Origin of the sequence: Arenicella sp. 4NH20-0111, assembly GCF_040366405.1 — a bacterium.
Lineage (GTDB): Bacteria > Pseudomonadota > Gammaproteobacteria > Arenicellales > Arenicellaceae > Arenicella.
This window is the reverse complement of record NZ_BAABWF010000004.1, coordinates 124,756-141,008: the sequence shown is the minus strand read 5'-3', so window position 1 is coordinate 141,008 and position 16,253 is coordinate 124,756. Positions and strand designations below refer to the sequence as shown.

Annotated in this window: 10 protein-coding genes and 1 tRNA gene; 8 read left to right on the top strand and 3 right to left on the bottom strand. The window is 46.8% G+C overall.

The features are described from left to right. Window positions 1-7: 7 nt before the first annotated feature. The 4 genes from glnD (at window position 8) to ABWW54_RS10485 (ending at window position 5,049) form a co-directional block, all read left to right on the top strand. Window positions 8-2,710 (top strand): [protein-PII] uridylyltransferase, encoded by a 2,703-nt coding sequence (glnD, locus tag ABWW54_RS10500; RefSeq protein WP_353412206.1) that lies wholly within the window; start codon window positions 8-10, stop codon window positions 2,708-2,710. A gap of 109 nt (window positions 2,711-2,819) precedes the next feature. Further along, on the top strand, window positions 2,820-3,644 hold the full coding sequence (gene dapD, locus ABWW54_RS10495) for a 2,3,4,5-tetrahydropyridine-2,6-dicarboxylate N-succinyltransferase (RefSeq protein WP_353412205.1): 825 nt from the start codon (window positions 2,820-2,822) through the stop codon (window positions 3,642-3,644). Window positions 3,645-3,648: 4 nt separating this feature from the next. Next, a complete protein-coding gene (gene dapE, locus ABWW54_RS10490) occupies window positions 3,649-4,797 on the top strand; it encodes a succinyl-diaminopimelate desuccinylase (protein ID WP_353412204.1) in 1,149 nt (382 codons plus the stop codon). A 175-nt stretch (window positions 4,798-4,972) separates the two neighbouring features. Continuing rightward, window positions 4,973-5,049, top strand: a tRNA-Met gene (locus tag ABWW54_RS10485). A 97-nt stretch (window positions 5,050-5,146) separates the two neighbouring features. Here the strand turns inward: ABWW54_RS10485 and ABWW54_RS10480 are convergent. After that, window positions 5,147-7,327: a pilin gene (locus ABWW54_RS10480; RefSeq protein WP_353412203.1), complete on the bottom strand. Its 2,181-nt coding sequence runs from the start codon at window positions 7,325-7,327 to the stop codon at window positions 5,147-5,149. Window positions 7,328-7,728: 401 nt separating this feature from the next. Between ABWW54_RS10480 and ABWW54_RS10475 the strand changes: the two genes are divergently transcribed. The 3 genes from ABWW54_RS10475 to ABWW54_RS10465 all read left to right on the top strand — a co-directional run bounded on the left by ABWW54_RS10475 (window position 7,729) and on the right by ABWW54_RS10465 (window position 10,604). Then, window positions 7,729-8,907 (top strand): alcohol dehydrogenase family protein, encoded by a 1,179-nt coding sequence (locus ABWW54_RS10475; protein ID WP_353412202.1) that lies wholly within the window; start codon window positions 7,729-7,731, stop codon window positions 8,905-8,907. A gap of 3 nt (window positions 8,908-8,910) precedes the next feature. Next, complete coding sequence (locus ABWW54_RS10470; RefSeq protein WP_353412201.1) at window positions 8,911-9,765, top strand: hypothetical protein; 855 nt, start codon at window positions 8,911-8,913, stop codon at window positions 9,763-9,765. Window positions 9,766-9,851: 86 nt separating this feature from the next. Then, on the top strand, window positions 9,852-10,604 hold the full coding sequence (locus ABWW54_RS10465; RefSeq protein WP_353412200.1) for a class I SAM-dependent methyltransferase: 753 nt from the start codon (window positions 9,852-9,854) through the stop codon (window positions 10,602-10,604). 78 nt (window positions 10,605-10,682) lie between these two features. Here ABWW54_RS10465 and ABWW54_RS10460 read toward each other — a convergent pair whose 3' ends face one another. Together ABWW54_RS10460 and ABWW54_RS10455 are read right to left on the bottom strand one after the other, a co-directional pair. Next, entirely contained in the window at window positions 10,683-11,771 is a 1,089-nt protein-coding gene (locus tag ABWW54_RS10460) for a hypothetical protein (RefSeq protein WP_353412199.1), read from the bottom strand. A 511-nt stretch (window positions 11,772-12,282) separates the two neighbouring features. Then, window positions 12,283-14,112, bottom strand: coding sequence for a hypothetical protein (locus ABWW54_RS10455; protein WP_353412198.1), 1,830 nt, complete (start codon window positions 14,110-14,112; stop codon window positions 12,283-12,285). A gap of 323 nt (window positions 14,113-14,435) precedes the next feature. On the opposite strand from ABWW54_RS10455, the gene ABWW54_RS10450 reads away from it, so the two are divergent. Continuing rightward, window positions 14,436-16,076, top strand: a complete 1,641-nt coding sequence (locus tag ABWW54_RS10450; protein WP_353412197.1) for an AbgT family transporter — start codon at window positions 14,436-14,438, stop codon at window positions 16,074-16,076. Window positions 16,077-16,253: the final 177 nt, after the last annotated feature.

Here is a 16,253-nt window from a genome sequence, read left to right as displayed (position 1 = left end):
TCATCAAATGCATTTTGCCAAAAGTAAACTGTTAAACCCCGCGCTCTTTAAAAACAATTTGGCAAAAGAGCTGAAGGGTGACAAACCAGACCTTCCCATAGCGCCATTTAAACAAACTATAAAAGGCGCGCTAGAACACTTACAGGTTCATCAAAACGCAGGTGTCTCGTCGGCAGACCTCATCGATAAATTCACCTGGATGATCGATGAATTAGTCCGCATAGTATGGGATCACTACTACGCCCAGTCAGCAGACGGTAAAAAGATAGAACTGGTCGCCGTTGGCGGGTATGGTCGACGCGAACTGCATCCCAAGTCCGACGTAGACCTGCTCATATTGCTAGGCGACAATGACTACGATAGCATTTCGGAATTCGTTGAGCGCTTTATCAGAATGCTTTGGGATATCGGTCTTGAGATTGGCCATAGCGTCAGGTCAACTAAGGACTGCGTGAAGGAAGCACGGGGCGACCTTACGATCATGACTAACCTGTTGGAAGCAAGACACTTAGCTGGCAGCAAAGGCTTGCTGTCTGCACTAGATGAAAAAATACGCGGAGCACGAACCTGGTCTCCAAATGTGTTTTTCAATGGCAAAGTCGATGAACAAACGGCTCGGCACAAGCAATTTCAAGACACCGCCTATTCATTAGAGCCCAATATTAAGGAAAGCCCAGGAGGCCTAAGAGACCTTCAAACGATACTTTGGGTTTATAACCGGCACTACGGCACCCGTTCATTCAGAGAAATGAATGAGCAAGGACTGATCAATAACAACGAATACCGGATCTTAATACGAGCTCGTAACATTCTTTGGAAAATGCGCGCAGGACTGCATTTGATAACAAACCGGCACGAAGACCGGCTTTTGTTCGACACGCAAAGACAACTGGCGGATGAGTTTGGGTATATCGACACCAATGCACATTTGGCGGTAGAGCAGCTGATGAAGCGGTTCTATCGAACGGCGAAAGACGTTATCTACTTGAACGAATTGTTGTTGGCTAACTACCGAATAACAAACAGCAAACGCTTTAAATTAGCCGTCGGTCGCACCATAGATGAAAACTTTGTGCTGCGAAGCAAGCTTATTGAGCAACGGGACCCTCAGCTATTCAAAGAGCAGCCATCACAGATGCTAAAGCTGTTCACCTTGATGCAAGATCATAAGATAACTGGAATTCACCCAGATACCATCCGATCAATCCGAGCAAATCTGGATTTAATCAACAACCAGTTTCGCAACACGATTCAAGCCAAAGAATTGTTCCTAAAAATGTTCAAACATGAAGGGATAGGTCTGACTAACGCATTGGCTCGAATGAATGCTTATGGACTACTCGGAGCGTATCTTCCCTCTTTTGGTGCCATCGTTGGCCAGATGCAACACGACCTTTTTCACGTATACACCGTCGATGGCCACACTTTAAAAGTAATCGAAAACATAACTCGGCTAAGAAAGTACCCAGAAGAATTTCCCATTGCAAGTGAGATACTCTCAGGGCTATACAAACCGGAAAGGCTATTCATTGGCGCCCTCTTTCATGACATTGCGAAAGGCCGCGGAGGAGATCACTCAGAACTGGGTGAACCAGACGCCTACGAATTTTGCATCAATCATGGCTTAACCGAGTACGATGCCAAACTGGTCGGATGGTTAGTATTGAACCACCTTCGCATGTCTCACTTCTCACAACGGCGAGACACCTCAGACCCTGAAGTGATCAAGGAGTTTGCCGACATCGTTGGAGACCAAGAGCACCTCGACAACCTATACCTTTTGACCCTTGCCGATATTCGCGGCACCAGCCCTAAAGTCTGGAACGCTTGGAAGGGGCAACTCTTGCTTGACTTATACACGGCAACAAGAACTGCCTTACGCCAGGGTGTGGCACAACCACTTAACGCAGACGAACACGTTGCGGACGACAAAAAGGCTGCGGTAGAACTACTTAAAGTACAGGTTGGCGAAAAGTCGATAAACGAAGCCACGCTAAATCAGTTTTGGAATACACTTCCCAAAGACTATTTTATCCGTAATGAGCCCTACTACATAGCTTGGCACGCCGGCAGCCTAATAAAATCTTCGGCTATCAACGTACCACTGGTCTCCGTGAGGTTCAGCGAACGGCTTCAGGCAAACATGTTTTTCGTCTTCGCGCCTGAGACAAACCGCCTTCTTACGCAGGTGACTGGCTCCTTTGACGCCTTGGAACTCAATATTATTGAAGCACGCTTACAACTCACCAACAACGGCTTTGCGCTTTACACATTTAATGCTGTTGCCCCAGAATCGGAGTTAGCGGTAAAGCGCGACTACATGCGTCACCTCGAGTCCACATTAAGAGGCTTGATACTTGAGCACGATCAAGGGGATGCGATTTCAAGACGTAACACCTCAAGAGCACTCAAACACTTTCCAATTAAACCCAGTGTACGTTTTCTATTTAATAACAACAGCTACACCGCAATGGAAGTTATCGCTCAAGACCAACCGGGCTTATTGCATAACGTCGCTGTCATATTAAAGCTACACAATATGATTTTGTTAAGCGCTCGAATCGCAACATTCGGCGAACGCGCTGAAGACGTCTTCTATATTAGGCACGGAGATCATAGTCCGGTGACTGACAGCGGCATACTTAAGAAGCTTGAGCAACAAATTTGTGAAGCTCTGGACCGACGTCCCGCCTCCGCAAAATCTGCATAAAACAATCTAAAAACAGAATATTTAACACAAACCTCATAGCGTATTAGCTCGTGATAGTTGATAATCGCGCCACGTATTTAGCACCCAAAACTAGCAAAAAATAAAGATCATGACTGCCCAATTACAAACAATTATCGAACAAGCGTTTGAGAACCGTTCTTCACTCTCACCCAGCACTGTTGACACCAAGATCAAGGAAGCGGTTGAATCAGCCATTGATATGTTAGACCGTGGACAAGCAAGGGTGGCGGAAAAAGTGGATGGCCAATGGGTAGTAAACCAATGGCTCAAAAAGGCCGTGCTTCTGTCTTTCGCCATTAGAGATAACGAACTAATGCCAGGCGCCGAAACTAACTATTTCGACAAAGTGCCATCAAAATTTGCTGATTACGATGAAGCACGTTTTAAACAAGACGGTTTTCGCGTTGTTCCTCCTGCTGCGGTACGCAAAGGTTCTTACATAGCCTCAGGCGTCGTACTAATGCCGAGTTATGTCAACATTGGTGCATACGTTGATTCAGGCAGCATGGTAGACACCTGGGCCACCGTAGGGTCGTGTGCGCAAATTGGTAAAAACGTACACCTTTCTGGAGGCGTTGGTATCGGCGGCGTATTAGAGCCGATTCAAGCAGGCCCAGTGATCATTGAAGACAACTGCTTTATCGGCGCTCGTTCTGAGATCGTAGAAGGTGTTGTAGTAGAGGAAGGGTCGGTCATTTCGATGGGAGTATATATTGGTCAAAGTACCAAGATTCTAGACCGTGAAACGGGTGACGTAACTTACGGCAGAATTCCAGCCGGGTCGGTGGTTGTTTCAGGTTCAATTCCAAGCAAATGCGGCACTCACAGCCTCTACTGTGCGGTTATCGTTAAAAAAGTGGATGCGAAAACACGCAGCAAGACGGGCCTAAACGAATTGTTGAGAGTCGACTAATAACATGAGTAATCCAACGCTAGAGCTTACCAAAGAGCTCATTGCTGCCCCGTCAGTCACGCCATTAGACGCAGGCTGCCAAGAATTGATGTCAAAACGCCTTGAAGCATGTGGTTTCACAATTGAAAGCCTCGATTTCGCCGATGAACACGGAGCGGTTAAGAACTTCTGGGCCAAACGTGGCACAAGCAAACCTGTGTTAGCTTTTGCGGGCCACACAGACGTCGTGCCAACGGGCGAGCTCAAGCGTTGGAACACACAACCATTTGACCCCATCATTAAAGACGGCATGCTTTACGGACGGGGTGCGGCGGACATGAAAACATCTCTCGCTGCCTTCATTACCAGCATCGAAGACTTTGTCAAAGAGCACCCAGACCATAACGGTACCATCGCACTGTTAATCACCTCAGATGAAGAAGGCCCTTCCACGTGTGGCACGGTTAAAGTGATTGAAACTCTAGAGGCTCGCAATGAGAAGATAGATTATTGTTTGGTCGGCGAACCCAGCTCTACCGATGAGTTAGGAGACGTGATAAAAAATGGACGTCGCGGCTCTGTCGGATGCATTCTTAACATTATTGGCACACAAGGGCATGTCGCGTACCCTCATCTTGCCGACAACCCCATACATCATGCTGGTGACGTCATCAATGCGCTAAAGCAAATTGAATGGGACCAAGGAAATGAGTATTTTCCACCTACAACCTTTCAAATCTCAAACATCGCTGGTGGTACTGGCGCAACCAACGTCATCCCGGGAGACGTGACTATCACGTTTAATCTTCGCCATTCCACAGAAATTGACGCGGACCAAATCGAGCGAATCGTCACTGAAAAGCTACAAAGCTTAAATGTCCATTTTGAAACTAAGTGGACCACATTTGGCCTACCATTCCTCACTGAGCGCGGAAAATTAGTTGACGCCTGTATTGACGCAATTAAGTCTGAGACAGGCATCGAAGCCAAGCTCTCGACGAGCGGAGGCACATCAGACGGTAGATTCATTGCACCAACCGGCACTCAAGTCGTGGAACTCGGCCCAGTCAATGCGACAATTCATAAAGTAAATGAATGCGTAAGTGCAGAAGCGCCAGGACAACTGTCTAAAATCTATCAAAAAATACTGGCGAATGTTTTAGCCAAAACGTAGTTTTTGCCTTACTTAGGTCTCTTTATTTTACAGCAAGGGGCCAGTTTAAAAAGAAACAGAAAAATGTCTTTTTGTACGCAAAAAACCGTAACTTTGCTTGACTATAGTCGATGCTAAGTGTAAATTCTCGCCACCTCGGAAACGTGTTTATTCTGAGGCCTAAGATGCAAAAGATGGCTATGTAGCTCAGTTGGTTAGAGCACAGCATTCATAATGCTGGGGTCACTGGTTCAAGTCCAGTCATAGCTACCATCTTGTTCCAATTCTTAGCTAAAAAAAACCAGCTGTATGTAGCTGGTTTTTTTATGCCCAAGCGTTATAGAACAATCATTGAAGGTAATAATTCTAATCAGTTGCGGCAGCTGCTTGGCAATACAGCCACCCTAACACCCTCACTGGAACAACCCCAATTTAAGACGCCACCTTCGCTAGCATCCGGTGTGAGAAAAATATAACCACCGTCGAGTTCTGGCACCGTTACGCCAAGATCTATCACAATTTGCTCACGCTCTACGTCAAACCACGCTCCATTGTCATTTTGAAATGCACTCGACGCATTACCGGTTGGAAAACGACCGTTATCGATGAAGTACTCGGCAATTCCCACCTTGACAGCCGATGCCGACATCAAGGAGGAACCGACCTTCGCTCGGATTGTGTAATCCTGATACGCTGGAATGGCCACCGCAGCTAATACGCCTGTCACAGCGACCATTGCCATGGTATTTCCACCAAATAGAAAGTCTGCGGGAGATTGTGAATAGTTTATGACCAAAGAGAGCTCCTGCTCTCCAGTCTGAACCAACGCGCCAATCCGCCCGGTATCAGCCAACGCGAGATCCTCTGCAAGCGGAAGACTGACCAAATTGGGCTCAATACCGGCGATATCACTCAATGATTGAATGCCAGAAAGGTACATATGATAGGCTTTCGTTGGCAAGTCTTGCACCTGTGCCGTGAACGAAAACAGGCTCGTGGAGTTATGCGTGCGTTGCTTTTCAAACCAGTCTGCCACGGTGTCTTTGCCCTTGTGGCGTTCGCGTGCAATCAATACTTGCGGCAAGGTTGCAACTATCATGTTGCTGCCTTCGCGAGTCATATACAGATGAGTGTTGCTTCCAGCAATAATTTGCAATAAAGCCTCTGGAACCTGTTCCGATTCAGCCGCGTCACTTTGAGTCAACATCGCCAATTTGCCAATACTCGGAAATGTGTAATGAGCTATGTCTAAATCGCCGACAGAGCTGGTTTGAAACTTAGCGCCAAGCTTTTCAGTGCTTAAGGAGATCAAACCTTTAAACGCTTCTTGATCTTTGATCTGCAGGCTACCCCATACACCAGACGCGTCCTTGACGACCGTGATGCTGGGTCCGAACGTTCCCACCAATTGATCAAAATCAACGCCCAGTTCCGACTTAGCAGTTCTTCGAATGTCACCCACTGACGACTCTAAGGACGGTGATTTACTGAACTGGTTATCAATGGCAATCAGCTGCTCTACGTTTTCACTACTGATCATCGGCAAGGTGGCAGCATACTCTACCTGGCCAACGGTTTTCGCGTTAGAGACTGAATTCGATGGCAAGAATCTAAATGGGCTGGACTTCCCCTCTTTATATTGCAAATGCAATCGGGAGCTTCCAACGCCGTCTATAGCCCCAGTCCCCAAATACGCGAATTGAGTGTCTTGAACTTTAAAGCTCGTCAACATAGCCATAATCTCTGGCGGCGCCATTGGCGCGGCTAAGGTCCATAATTGAGACACATCCGCCCATAGAGCCAGTCCGGCTCCAGCGCTGTCGAACCGTTGCTCGAACACATGCAGATGGTCATGAGACTCCAGACTTTGGCTACGATATTGAGCCAATTTTGACTCAATCGCGGTTGGTCCACCAAAAAGTAAAAAGTCCTTAGTGGCAGAATCGAAGTGACCAAAGACAGCCATTCCGCTTGCGCTCAACTGAAACTCCCCGTTCTCAGGCGCTTTTGTCACCTCAACCAATCCCTGTGCACTTTGAACAACCCCGCTTAAGAACGACTCTAGCTCAGCTTGATCTTCGATATTGAGCTTAACCTGCAGTAAGACCTCCGGAGTCATCAAACCCGCGACCCCAGCCATGATAGCGACTTCAATCGGCGACTCCTGCTTGGCGAGCAGCAGGCGCAAAATGGACTCAATGGCAGGGTCATCCAATTTAGAGATTAGATTTTCATCAATCCCCTTAATAATCTCTTTAGACTGAGCCTGAACAGCGGAATCAGATATCGCCGAATAAATAGCGTCAGCCTGCGGAGTGGTGATGTATCCCGCAAGATGGGGAATCCTTAAGTAGGCCACTGTTTTATCTGGGAGAGCCCGAGCCAAACTGGCTCGGTGTTTAACCTGATAGTCGGCCTTTTCTCCGGCCGCCGTCTTTGTAACTGGCGCCGTTGGAGCGGCCGAGGTGTCAGTGTTGGTATCGGCGTTATCACCACAGGCGGTGATAAACAATAAAGATGCACACAGAGCACCATTTAATATTTTTTTCATAGTAAATTACGAGTCAATGTTGGTTAGGTACGAGGCGCGACGAACAATACTCATCCTTGAACGCGCAAGTCATCTTAATGAATCTGACGCTCAGCCACAAGCAAGAACACCACGTTTAAGGCTTAATAAAATTAGCTTCAACCGCGAAGAATCGTTGTTATCTATATAGGCCGCCGAAAAAAACAAGAGCCTAGGTATCGACTGAGGAGCGTGCGTGCGTTTTCAATTAACGCGTTCATACACAGAGTAATTCTCGCGCTGCTCCAACCAAATCAATGCAAAAAATAGGGCTATTCGATGCAGATCCACAAATATCAGAAATACAGGCACTTCGTCTTTTAATTTAGATAAACATTCATCACAATTACTCACATCAATCACTTAAGACCCGAAGCGCACGCATGAGCAACGTAACTCCTCAATGGAACAAAGAACGATTTAATCTGTCTGGCTCCGAAGTCACCATGAAAGCGGTTATCACCTTAGCGAACGGAGGATATGAAAAGCTCCGGTATCAAGACGTGCCTATTCCCTCTCCGGGCGAGAGTGAAGTCTTAGTGCAGGTCTTAGCAGCGGGAGTCAATAACACTGAGATCAACACACGGTTAGGATGGTATTCATCTAAGGTCACCGAAGGAACCGAAGCGTTGAGCCAGAATAACAGCGAACAAGAGCATGCCGCCGATGAGTCAGACGGAGGTTGGAATGAACAAACTCCCTTCCCGTTTATACAAGGCACCGACTGCTGCGGCAAAATTGTCGCCGTGGGTTCCAAGGTAAATCCAGATCGAATCAATCAACGAGTACTGATTCGATGTTGCATCCGCAACCAAGGATGGGAATCCCCAGAAAACATCTGGATGGCATCTGATTTTGATGGCGCGTTTGCTCAATTTGTCAAAATCCCAGCCAGTGAAGCGTTTTCTATTGATTGCGACTGGAGCGATGCAGAGTTAGGCACAATACCGTGCGCCTATGGAACCGCTGAAAATATGATTCATCGATCTAACGTTAAAAAGGACGATCAGGTCCTAGTTACGGGGGCGTCAGGAGGTGTTGGTTCGGCCGTCGTTCAGCTAGCCAAAAGGCGTGGTGCGATAGTCACCGCAATCGTTGCTAGAGAGAAATTTGACGATGCGGCGATACTCGGCGCTGACAGACTGATTGCCCGCGACACAAATCCAGTGAAGGAGCTAGGAGAATGCTCGATGGACGTTGTTATTGATAACGTCGCAGGCGACTCGTTTGGGCAAATGACCCAAGTTCTCAAACGAGGAGGCCGATACGCGTCTTCAGGGGCCATCGCCGGTCCATTGGTAAGCTTGGATATGCGTACCCTGTATTTAAAAGACCTGACCCTGATTGGCTGCACCGGGTGGGACGAACCAGTGTTCCCAAATTTAATTTGCTATATAGAGCGCGGCGAAATCAAACCGCTTCTCGCAAAAACCTTTCCATTGGAGAATATTGTTGATGCCCAAAAGGAGTTCACAACAAAAAAACACGTGGGTAAGTTTGTTCTAATACCACCACAACTCACCGCCGAACAAAAATCCAAATTTAGCCTACACCGGGCCTAAGCAATGGCTGGTTCATCCTTTTCGGAAGAGAACAAATCAGTGTGGGGACGGCTCTATACCATTCGTCACGATGATGAAACCTTAAACGCAGACACTTGGTTCACCGTTCAGCCTTGTCGCCGTTTCCATTACTTTGGGAAACAAATAATCATTACTCAACCGAGTTCCACATTTTGGGTGTATTTACTTGGCGTGCTCACTTCCGTGCTCGGAGGTTATTTTGTATTACAGGATCACGGACAAATATCACGACTGATGTGGGGCGTATCTCTTCTTTTGTGGGGAATCGGCGCGCTGATCGCGGGTACCAGCTATCAAGCTTTTGGCTACCAACTTAAATGCGCTAACCGTAAACACGTTGCGTGGACGAGCTGGTGGGAAGTGATCTATTTAATCTTTCAACAAGTCAGCATCTCATTCATGCTCATCGCTGTTGCGCACTCTTGCCTAGGCGATAAAGGACAGAATCTTGCCGTTACTGCGGGCGTTGCTTTGTCGGCAATGTACTTCGTCGTCGTTGCAATCGGCGCGTTTAAGCCCGTAAAGTTGTTGATTACTTTTGAGCTAATGGTGCATTTTTGCACGCCAGTCATACTGTTCTTCATTGGGCTCAATGCATGGCGATATTGGCAACTTAGCAACGATCTGGATCTCGCGCTACTTGGCGTTTGGTTTGGACTAATAGTCACCATGTGGGCATTCAATAAATACCAATCACTGGGGTTGACGGAAAAACTTTGGAACAAAGGAACTTGGTTTTCAGAAAACGACGTGCTTCATGTCGCATTGATCGTTTGGGTTGTCTACATCGCGCTCATAGTCCAACCGTTAATTCGAGACACTGGAACATACTCATAACCGAACTGAACACCCGAAGAGTAAGTTGATTAATTATCACGATTCACTAAGATGGCCTTAACCACGATACGCAGTTTAGTTTTTCCATGAGCAATCGAGTACAAAAAGAACAAGAATTTCATGACCACCGATTTGGTGGCATTGATCCTCGGACCACCACTCAAAAGTTTTACGCGGTTAAAAAGCACGTAAACGCTTTCTTTTATGATGCCGTTTTCAAAAACTGCGAAGGAAAAAAGCTGCTAGAGTACGGATGCGGCGCAGGCAATTCCTCGTTGGCTTATTTACATAATGGCGCTCAACTTACTGGTATCGACATCTCCGTCGAGGGCATCGAACGTGCCAAGGAGACGGTCTCCGAACATGGATTTGACGCAAAATATCTTGTGATGAACGCCGAAGAAATGACGTTTGAAAATAACTCTTTTGACATCTGCGTTGGATCCGGAATATTGCATCATCTTGATATGGATAAATCAATTTCTGAAATATCACGAGTTCTAAAAAAGGAGGGATCGGCCTACTTTATTGAACCAATGGGTCACAACCCAATCATAAATTGGTATCGAAACAGAACCCCTTCCATGAGAACTGATGATGAACACCCTCTGCTTATCAAAGACATCGAGAACCTGAATAAGTACTTCAAAACCGTCAATGTCAACTATTTCGCCCTTTCAACTTTAGCGGCGGTTCCATTTTTTAACACCAAGTCGTTTAACGCCATTTACTCCGGCTTGCAAAAATTAGACTCACTCCTACTAAAATCTGAATTTATTGGCAAACACGCTTGGACCGCCGTCATCGAATTGTCGGATCCGATACGCCAACCTAACTGACCAACACGGTTTCAGCACCAAAATTTGTGCACGACAAACATGCAAAACCAGTTTATCGTGCACTTTTAATGATCTAGATTAGCTCGCCGGCAAACAATCCCCAGTCGCCAAACAACGGAGCATCTTATATGTAGAGGAATCGCAATCCGTCCTGGAGTACGCTGCTGAGTTGTTCCAAATTGCAACGCCCTTGTGTTTCTTATCTAACACAAAGTCGTAGACCTCTTTGGATTTATCCAAAGAAAAACCACCGAGGCCCACAATAACGTAGAGCTTTTGTCGATTAACCCACTTGTTATACTCACTGTTGACGGGCATATACAGACGAGACTGAGCGTACAATTCGCTGGTAACATCGCTTGTTTTCGAATAAGCAAATAGTGCCACTTCATCCATTTGCTCAAACACTAGCGGTGCATTGCCACTTGGCCCACCGGTAAAACCGCTTTTTAACCATCCTGCGCCACCAGGAGGGTTGGTCCATAAAATTGCCTTCAGACCACGACTCTTTACATAACTGCTGTGGCGTGTAAGAAAATTCGTCGTGGTGTTCACGTGTCGATTGTCTTGCACTTCATAGTCAAGAACTAAGCCATCTATATCTTGACTAAGATCAGTCCCATAGATATAGCACACGTCCTCGAACTGAGCGTTGTTTGCAAGGTGCTGATCTAACTCAGACTCAGAAAACATCACGTCAAATCCCCATTGGTTTGAAAGGTTCAAGATATCGGTATCGTCGCTGCCCAGCAATCGGTAAGACTGCGCCAAAGTACACATATTGGCCTTAATATGAGTGCTAAAGAAAAAGCGATGCTCCACACCATTATGCGAATACTTTGGTAGATTTCCCTTCGTATTTCCGTTTGCCCCACCACAACCGGAGCCTCCGATATCATGGCAACGGTTTGCCCATTGAAAAAAGTACCCATCTGCGGCACTTGAGGTCGCTGTCAGCTTATCCATATTCGCCTCGCCAGTGAAATAGCCTGAGCCAGGGTAATAGAGATAATTGGGGTTATCATCACGGTCTGGGATAAATGCATTACGATAGAATTCGTAATGGAGTCCCGAGAAGTTTTGATCTTCACAGTTTTGAGCAACCAAGTGATTAGACATTGTAAGAAGTAGGGACAATGCCATAAGTCCGGATTTGGGGTATTTCATAAAAGTTCCTGGTTTTAGAATAATTGATGGAATTAAGCTTAGCGCCGGCCTTGATAATGATGAGTGTTATCAAAACTTAAAATTAAACAGGACACTGAGCCGACCTTTCTAACGCCGTGTGATAACCCATTCACTGAAATTCCTTTTCAAAATCTGAACGCACAATAAGCGTTTGGTTGTTCGTTAATCTATCCAAAACCTCAACAGGATCGATCTAAAAACCAAGTTTTTTCCAATAAAATCTAAGCTAACACACAGTTCGGTCAAACAAGGCAGAACCGTACGCGACGCGTTAGACTAGTGTAGCAAAATCCAGCGTAGGTAACCTCGATAGTCAGGCTTCAGTCCATCAAATTATTCTTACGACTTACTAACGATTTCCAACATACATTGAGTTCTATTTTTCCTATCGGCACAGAGCAAAAGCTCGTTCGATGGCACGTGACTGAGCTTCAGGAACTGTGAAACGTCAACTTAGAGAATGAGAGAGATATTACGATCCTCGATTTGACTACTTGGCAATCCCTTCAATAACAATTGGTGCATTTGCTGGACTGCCATTGGCGGGTTCCTTGGCCAGCGCGGAGTCTTCGTCGTTAACTCGTCCTTGATTAAAACTGCTTGGCCACGTACGAAGCTTGAAAGCCCAACTGTAATCCAAGTCAGAAGCACCATAATGGCACCCCATGCAACTGGTGTTTTCCATTGGTTGCGGCCCGTTATCCAAGGGGTTTTGAAAATACGTTTCCATCACGGAATTGAGCGCCCCTACTTGTGGAATCGGCAAACCCGACCACCTTGGATACGCGGCTTTTGCATTCACGTTAGCGCGGTTATAGGCATCTTTAATTGACTGCGGTTGTTCTGGGTCAATTTTTGAGAATGGTCCGAAGCCACGAGGGTAATAAAATGGACTTGCGTAAAAACTAGTGGGGTCAGTAGGCCACTGTGTGATTACTAACTGATAATTTTCCCATACGGTTCCTTTTAGCAACGATTGATATTGCTTGTTCATGCCAACGGTTGAGATGCCCATCGGGAAATTATCGGGCTTTGCGACCGGGGTTTGAGGAATTTTGTATACGCGGCTCACTTCCACTGGTTTGCGCTTTTTCTCGGGCACGGCATCGGTAGGCTTCATGATGCTTTTTGGCACATAGGAGTAGCCTTGTGGCCAAAATTTGTCGTTCTTCTTAAACGATGCCCGCCCACCGGTCGGCGCCGTCAAATTGTCCACATGCTCAAAACTGGACCATAAGCCCTGAGTAAACTGCGGTGTCTTGGCTACAATGTGTAAGCCGACCAACCCCACCAACCTGCCTTGCTCAACTTTTTCGGTGATCGGGTTATAAATATTCGCTTTTGAAACAAAGTATCGAGATAGATCATCGACTTGTCGCCAAGGCTTCTTAGGATCTAAATCTGCCTCGGTAATCATTACCCTCCAAGCGGCTTTCAACTCGATTGAATTACCATTCACCGGTTGTATGACCGTGGTATTTGTCTGCGGTTGACTTACCTGTGTGTATGGCTCTGGCACTGTCCTCACGTTGGTACCTATTGGAACCGGCAATGGCGGCAGCGTGGCTTGCGTCGGCGCCTTTGGCAGGTTCTCTTTTAGATACCATTTGTTTTGCCGAACAAACTCATACATAACTTCGTTTAACTGTAAGTTGTAACGCACGTATTGGCGATTTTGGTCAATTAAGGGCGATGAGAACGCTTCATTAAGGCCCTTTGGCGCTTTACCTTTGCTAACTAAGTCCAAATTGAATGGCCGCGCGTAGGGTTCAGCATTCCAAGCTTTGGGCTGGGTCGGTGGCGCCATTGAACCATTGACGCCTGGAAATGCGGCATCAAACGTATGCATTGTTTCCAGTACAATCGGTGGGTTCACACCCTGTTCATCCTGTTGGCTGGCGGCAACAAATTCCTCAGGAGTCTTAACTCGTACGTCGTGCTTGCCTCGATAGTTTTCGTCGGCTGGCCAAATCAAGCCAATGAATGCCTGCCACCCAAAATAGTCAAAGAACGGGCGGTCTTCAATGTCACTGAGAACCAATCTAGAATGAGGCTTTACGTTGACGGGCACAAAAGGCGACAGCTTTGGAACCAACAAATGATACGGATCGGCTATGCGAGTATTATGTGGTTCCTGAAAATCCTTTCGCTTCGCGTTTGTCACCTCATAGTTCGTATTCGGATACCGCGTCACCCCAGCCCCCAGTGGTTTTTCATACTGTGGTTCGACCGCGTTAACAGAGAACGAAGACATCAGCACGGCGACAAGAGAAACTCTGTATAGGGTATAAATACAAGATCTAAAATTCGAAGTCGTCATGCCATTCTCCAATATCCATTCATAGTCAATTTGATTGCGTTAACCCATTAACGCCCGTCGTAAGAGTCCTTGTGTTTCACGTTATAAACGATGAGCACCCTGTTTCTCTTTGGGTTACCTGTCAAACAGTATACGCAGAGCTGATATTGCGATATTACGTCGTATTACAGTCACACCAATTGCAGTCCAATCTATTGAGTCACACATTGCACGAGCAGTTTTGAGGTACTTTCAGTGTAAGAATTAATACAAGCGGATTAAATAATGCAGCGGTTAGTGTTATAACCGTTGTTTGATTTTTTTACGTGATAGACAAACAACGTATGACACAAACAAACTTAAGTAGCAGACCAGACCAGAAAGGGTTTTTAGGATGGATCGAACGCACCGGTAATGCCCTACCAGACCCAGTGTTTTTATTCGTTTACCTGATTCTCGGTGTCATCGTCATTTCCGCACTGACCTCTTTTTTCGGCGTATCAGAAGTGTTAAGCCCTCAAATTCTGTCGGGCATGCCAGAAGCGCAGAAAGCGCGGTTTGGCATCGGGCCCGATGGCGCAATAGCTGCTCAGAGCATGCTCTCGTCCGCCAACCTGCAACGTTTGTTTGTTGAAATGCCAAAAACCTTCACGCATTTCCATCCTCTTGGCATGGTGTTGACCGTAATGCTCGGAGCTGGCGTCGCTGAACGAACAGGTTTGTTTGGTACGGCCATGCGTGCTGCCGTAAGCAAAGCTCCTCAGTTTCTACTCACCCCGTTGGTCGCATTCATAGCAATGATGGGTAACCTGGCGGCAGACGCGGCCTACGTGGTACTCATTCCTCTAGCGGCGCTGATGTTTGCAGCAGCTGGGCGTAACCCAATCGCGGGTATTGCCGCGGCATTTGCAGGCGTGTCTGGCGGATTTTCGGCCAACTTACTAATGGGGCAATTAGATGCCCTATTGCTCGGCATAACCAGTGAAGCTGCTAATATTCTTGTGGCTGACTACCCAATTAACATCGCTGGGAATTGGTATTTCATCGCCACCATGCTCTTTATCTACGTGCCGGTTATATGGTTCGTAACCGATAGAATCATCGAACCCCGCCTTGGCCCATTAAACGCAGAAGACGCAGCCGCAAACAACGCTGAGCCACACGCTAAACAAGAATTGGACGCCACAGAGAAGAAAGGCCTCAAACTTGCCGGCATTTCGATGTTGGTTGTTTTTGCAGTTTGGGCGGCGTTGGTGTTCGGACCAGATACCCCGCTAGTTAATGAAGCCGCTTGCCCAGATGCAGAACTTGCTGCCGGTAACTGTTCATTTCAAGCCAGGTTAACGCCTTTTTACCAATCATTGATCGGCGCGTTTTTCATTCTCTTCATCGTTACTGGTTGGGTCTACGGCAAAGCCGTTGGCACAGTAAAAAGTCATCGCGATATCGTAAAAATGATGTCTGAATCCATGCAAGACATGGGCTATTACCTAGTGTTGGTTTTCGCAGCCGCACACTTCGTAGCCATGTTTAACTGGTCAAACCTAGGATTAATATTCGCCATTAAAGGCGCTGCGGCAATTGAAGCATCACAGTTACCCCTGTACGCCGTCCTAGGAATGATGGTCCTGTTCGCCGCTTTACTGAATCTATTCGTTGGCTCGGCCAGCGCTAAATGGGCCTTTTTAGCACCGGTTGTGGTACCCATGTTAATGCTCTCTGGTATAAGCCCAGAAATGGCCACCGCAGCCTACCGAGTTGGAGACGGTGCAACAAACATCATCACTCCACTCATGTTTTACTTTCCATTAGTCTTGACGTTTGCTAACCGATGGCAAAAAGACTTTGGTATTGGTAGCCTGACCGCCACCATGATTCCATATTCAATATGGATGCTGATTACAGGCCTTGTCTTAACCATGCTCTGGGCCGCTCTAGGCTTACCATTGGGTGGTGGCGCAACCGTTGAATTCGCCATGCCTTAACAGGCAAACGAAAATAACCGAAACCGGGGTGGCATTTAAAAATGCCACCATAAGGACTAAGATGCGAATCTGTCTGCGATAGGCCGTCATCGGCATAAATCGAGTTGCGCAGCGACCGGGTAGCCAAAAACAAGGAGTCTGGTGTCTAAATCGATCGAGCTGATACTACATTGGAAC

Bases quoted from the DNA above. Each gene is read 5' to 3' on its own strand.
- ABWW54_RS10455 (WP_353412198.1), bottom strand. From the start codon at position 14,112: ATGACGACTTCGAATTTTAGATCTTGTATTTATACCCTATACAGAGTT.
- ABWW54_RS10465 (WP_353412200.1), top strand. From the start codon at position 9,852: ATGAGCAATCGAGTACAAAAAGAACAAGAATTTCATGACCACCGATTT.
- ABWW54_RS10475 (WP_353412202.1), top strand. From the start codon at position 7,729: ATGAGCAACGTAACTCCTCAATGGAACAAAGAACGATTTAATCTGTCT.
- dapD (WP_353412205.1), top strand. From the start codon at position 2,820: ATGACTGCCCAATTACAAACAATTATCGAACAAGCGTTTGAGAACCGT.
- ABWW54_RS10480 (WP_353412203.1), bottom strand. From the start codon at position 7,327: ATGAAAAAAATATTAAATGGTGCTCTGTGTGCATCTTTATTGTTTATC.
- ABWW54_RS10450 (WP_353412197.1), top strand. From the start codon at position 14,436: ATGACACAAACAAACTTAAGTAGCAGACCAGACCAGAAAGGGTTTTTA.
- ABWW54_RS10470 (WP_353412201.1), top strand. From the start codon at position 8,911: ATGGCTGGTTCATCCTTTTCGGAAGAGAACAAATCAGTGTGGGGACGG.
- dapE (WP_353412204.1), top strand. From the start codon at position 3,649: ATGAGTAATCCAACGCTAGAGCTTACCAAAGAGCTCATTGCTGCCCCG.
- glnD (WP_353412206.1), top strand. From the start codon at position 8: ATGCATTTTGCCAAAAGTAAACTGTTAAACCCCGCGCTCTTTAAAAAC.
- ABWW54_RS10460 (WP_353412199.1), bottom strand. From the start codon at position 11,771: ATGAAATACCCCAAATCCGGACTTATGGCATTGTCCCTACTTCTTACA.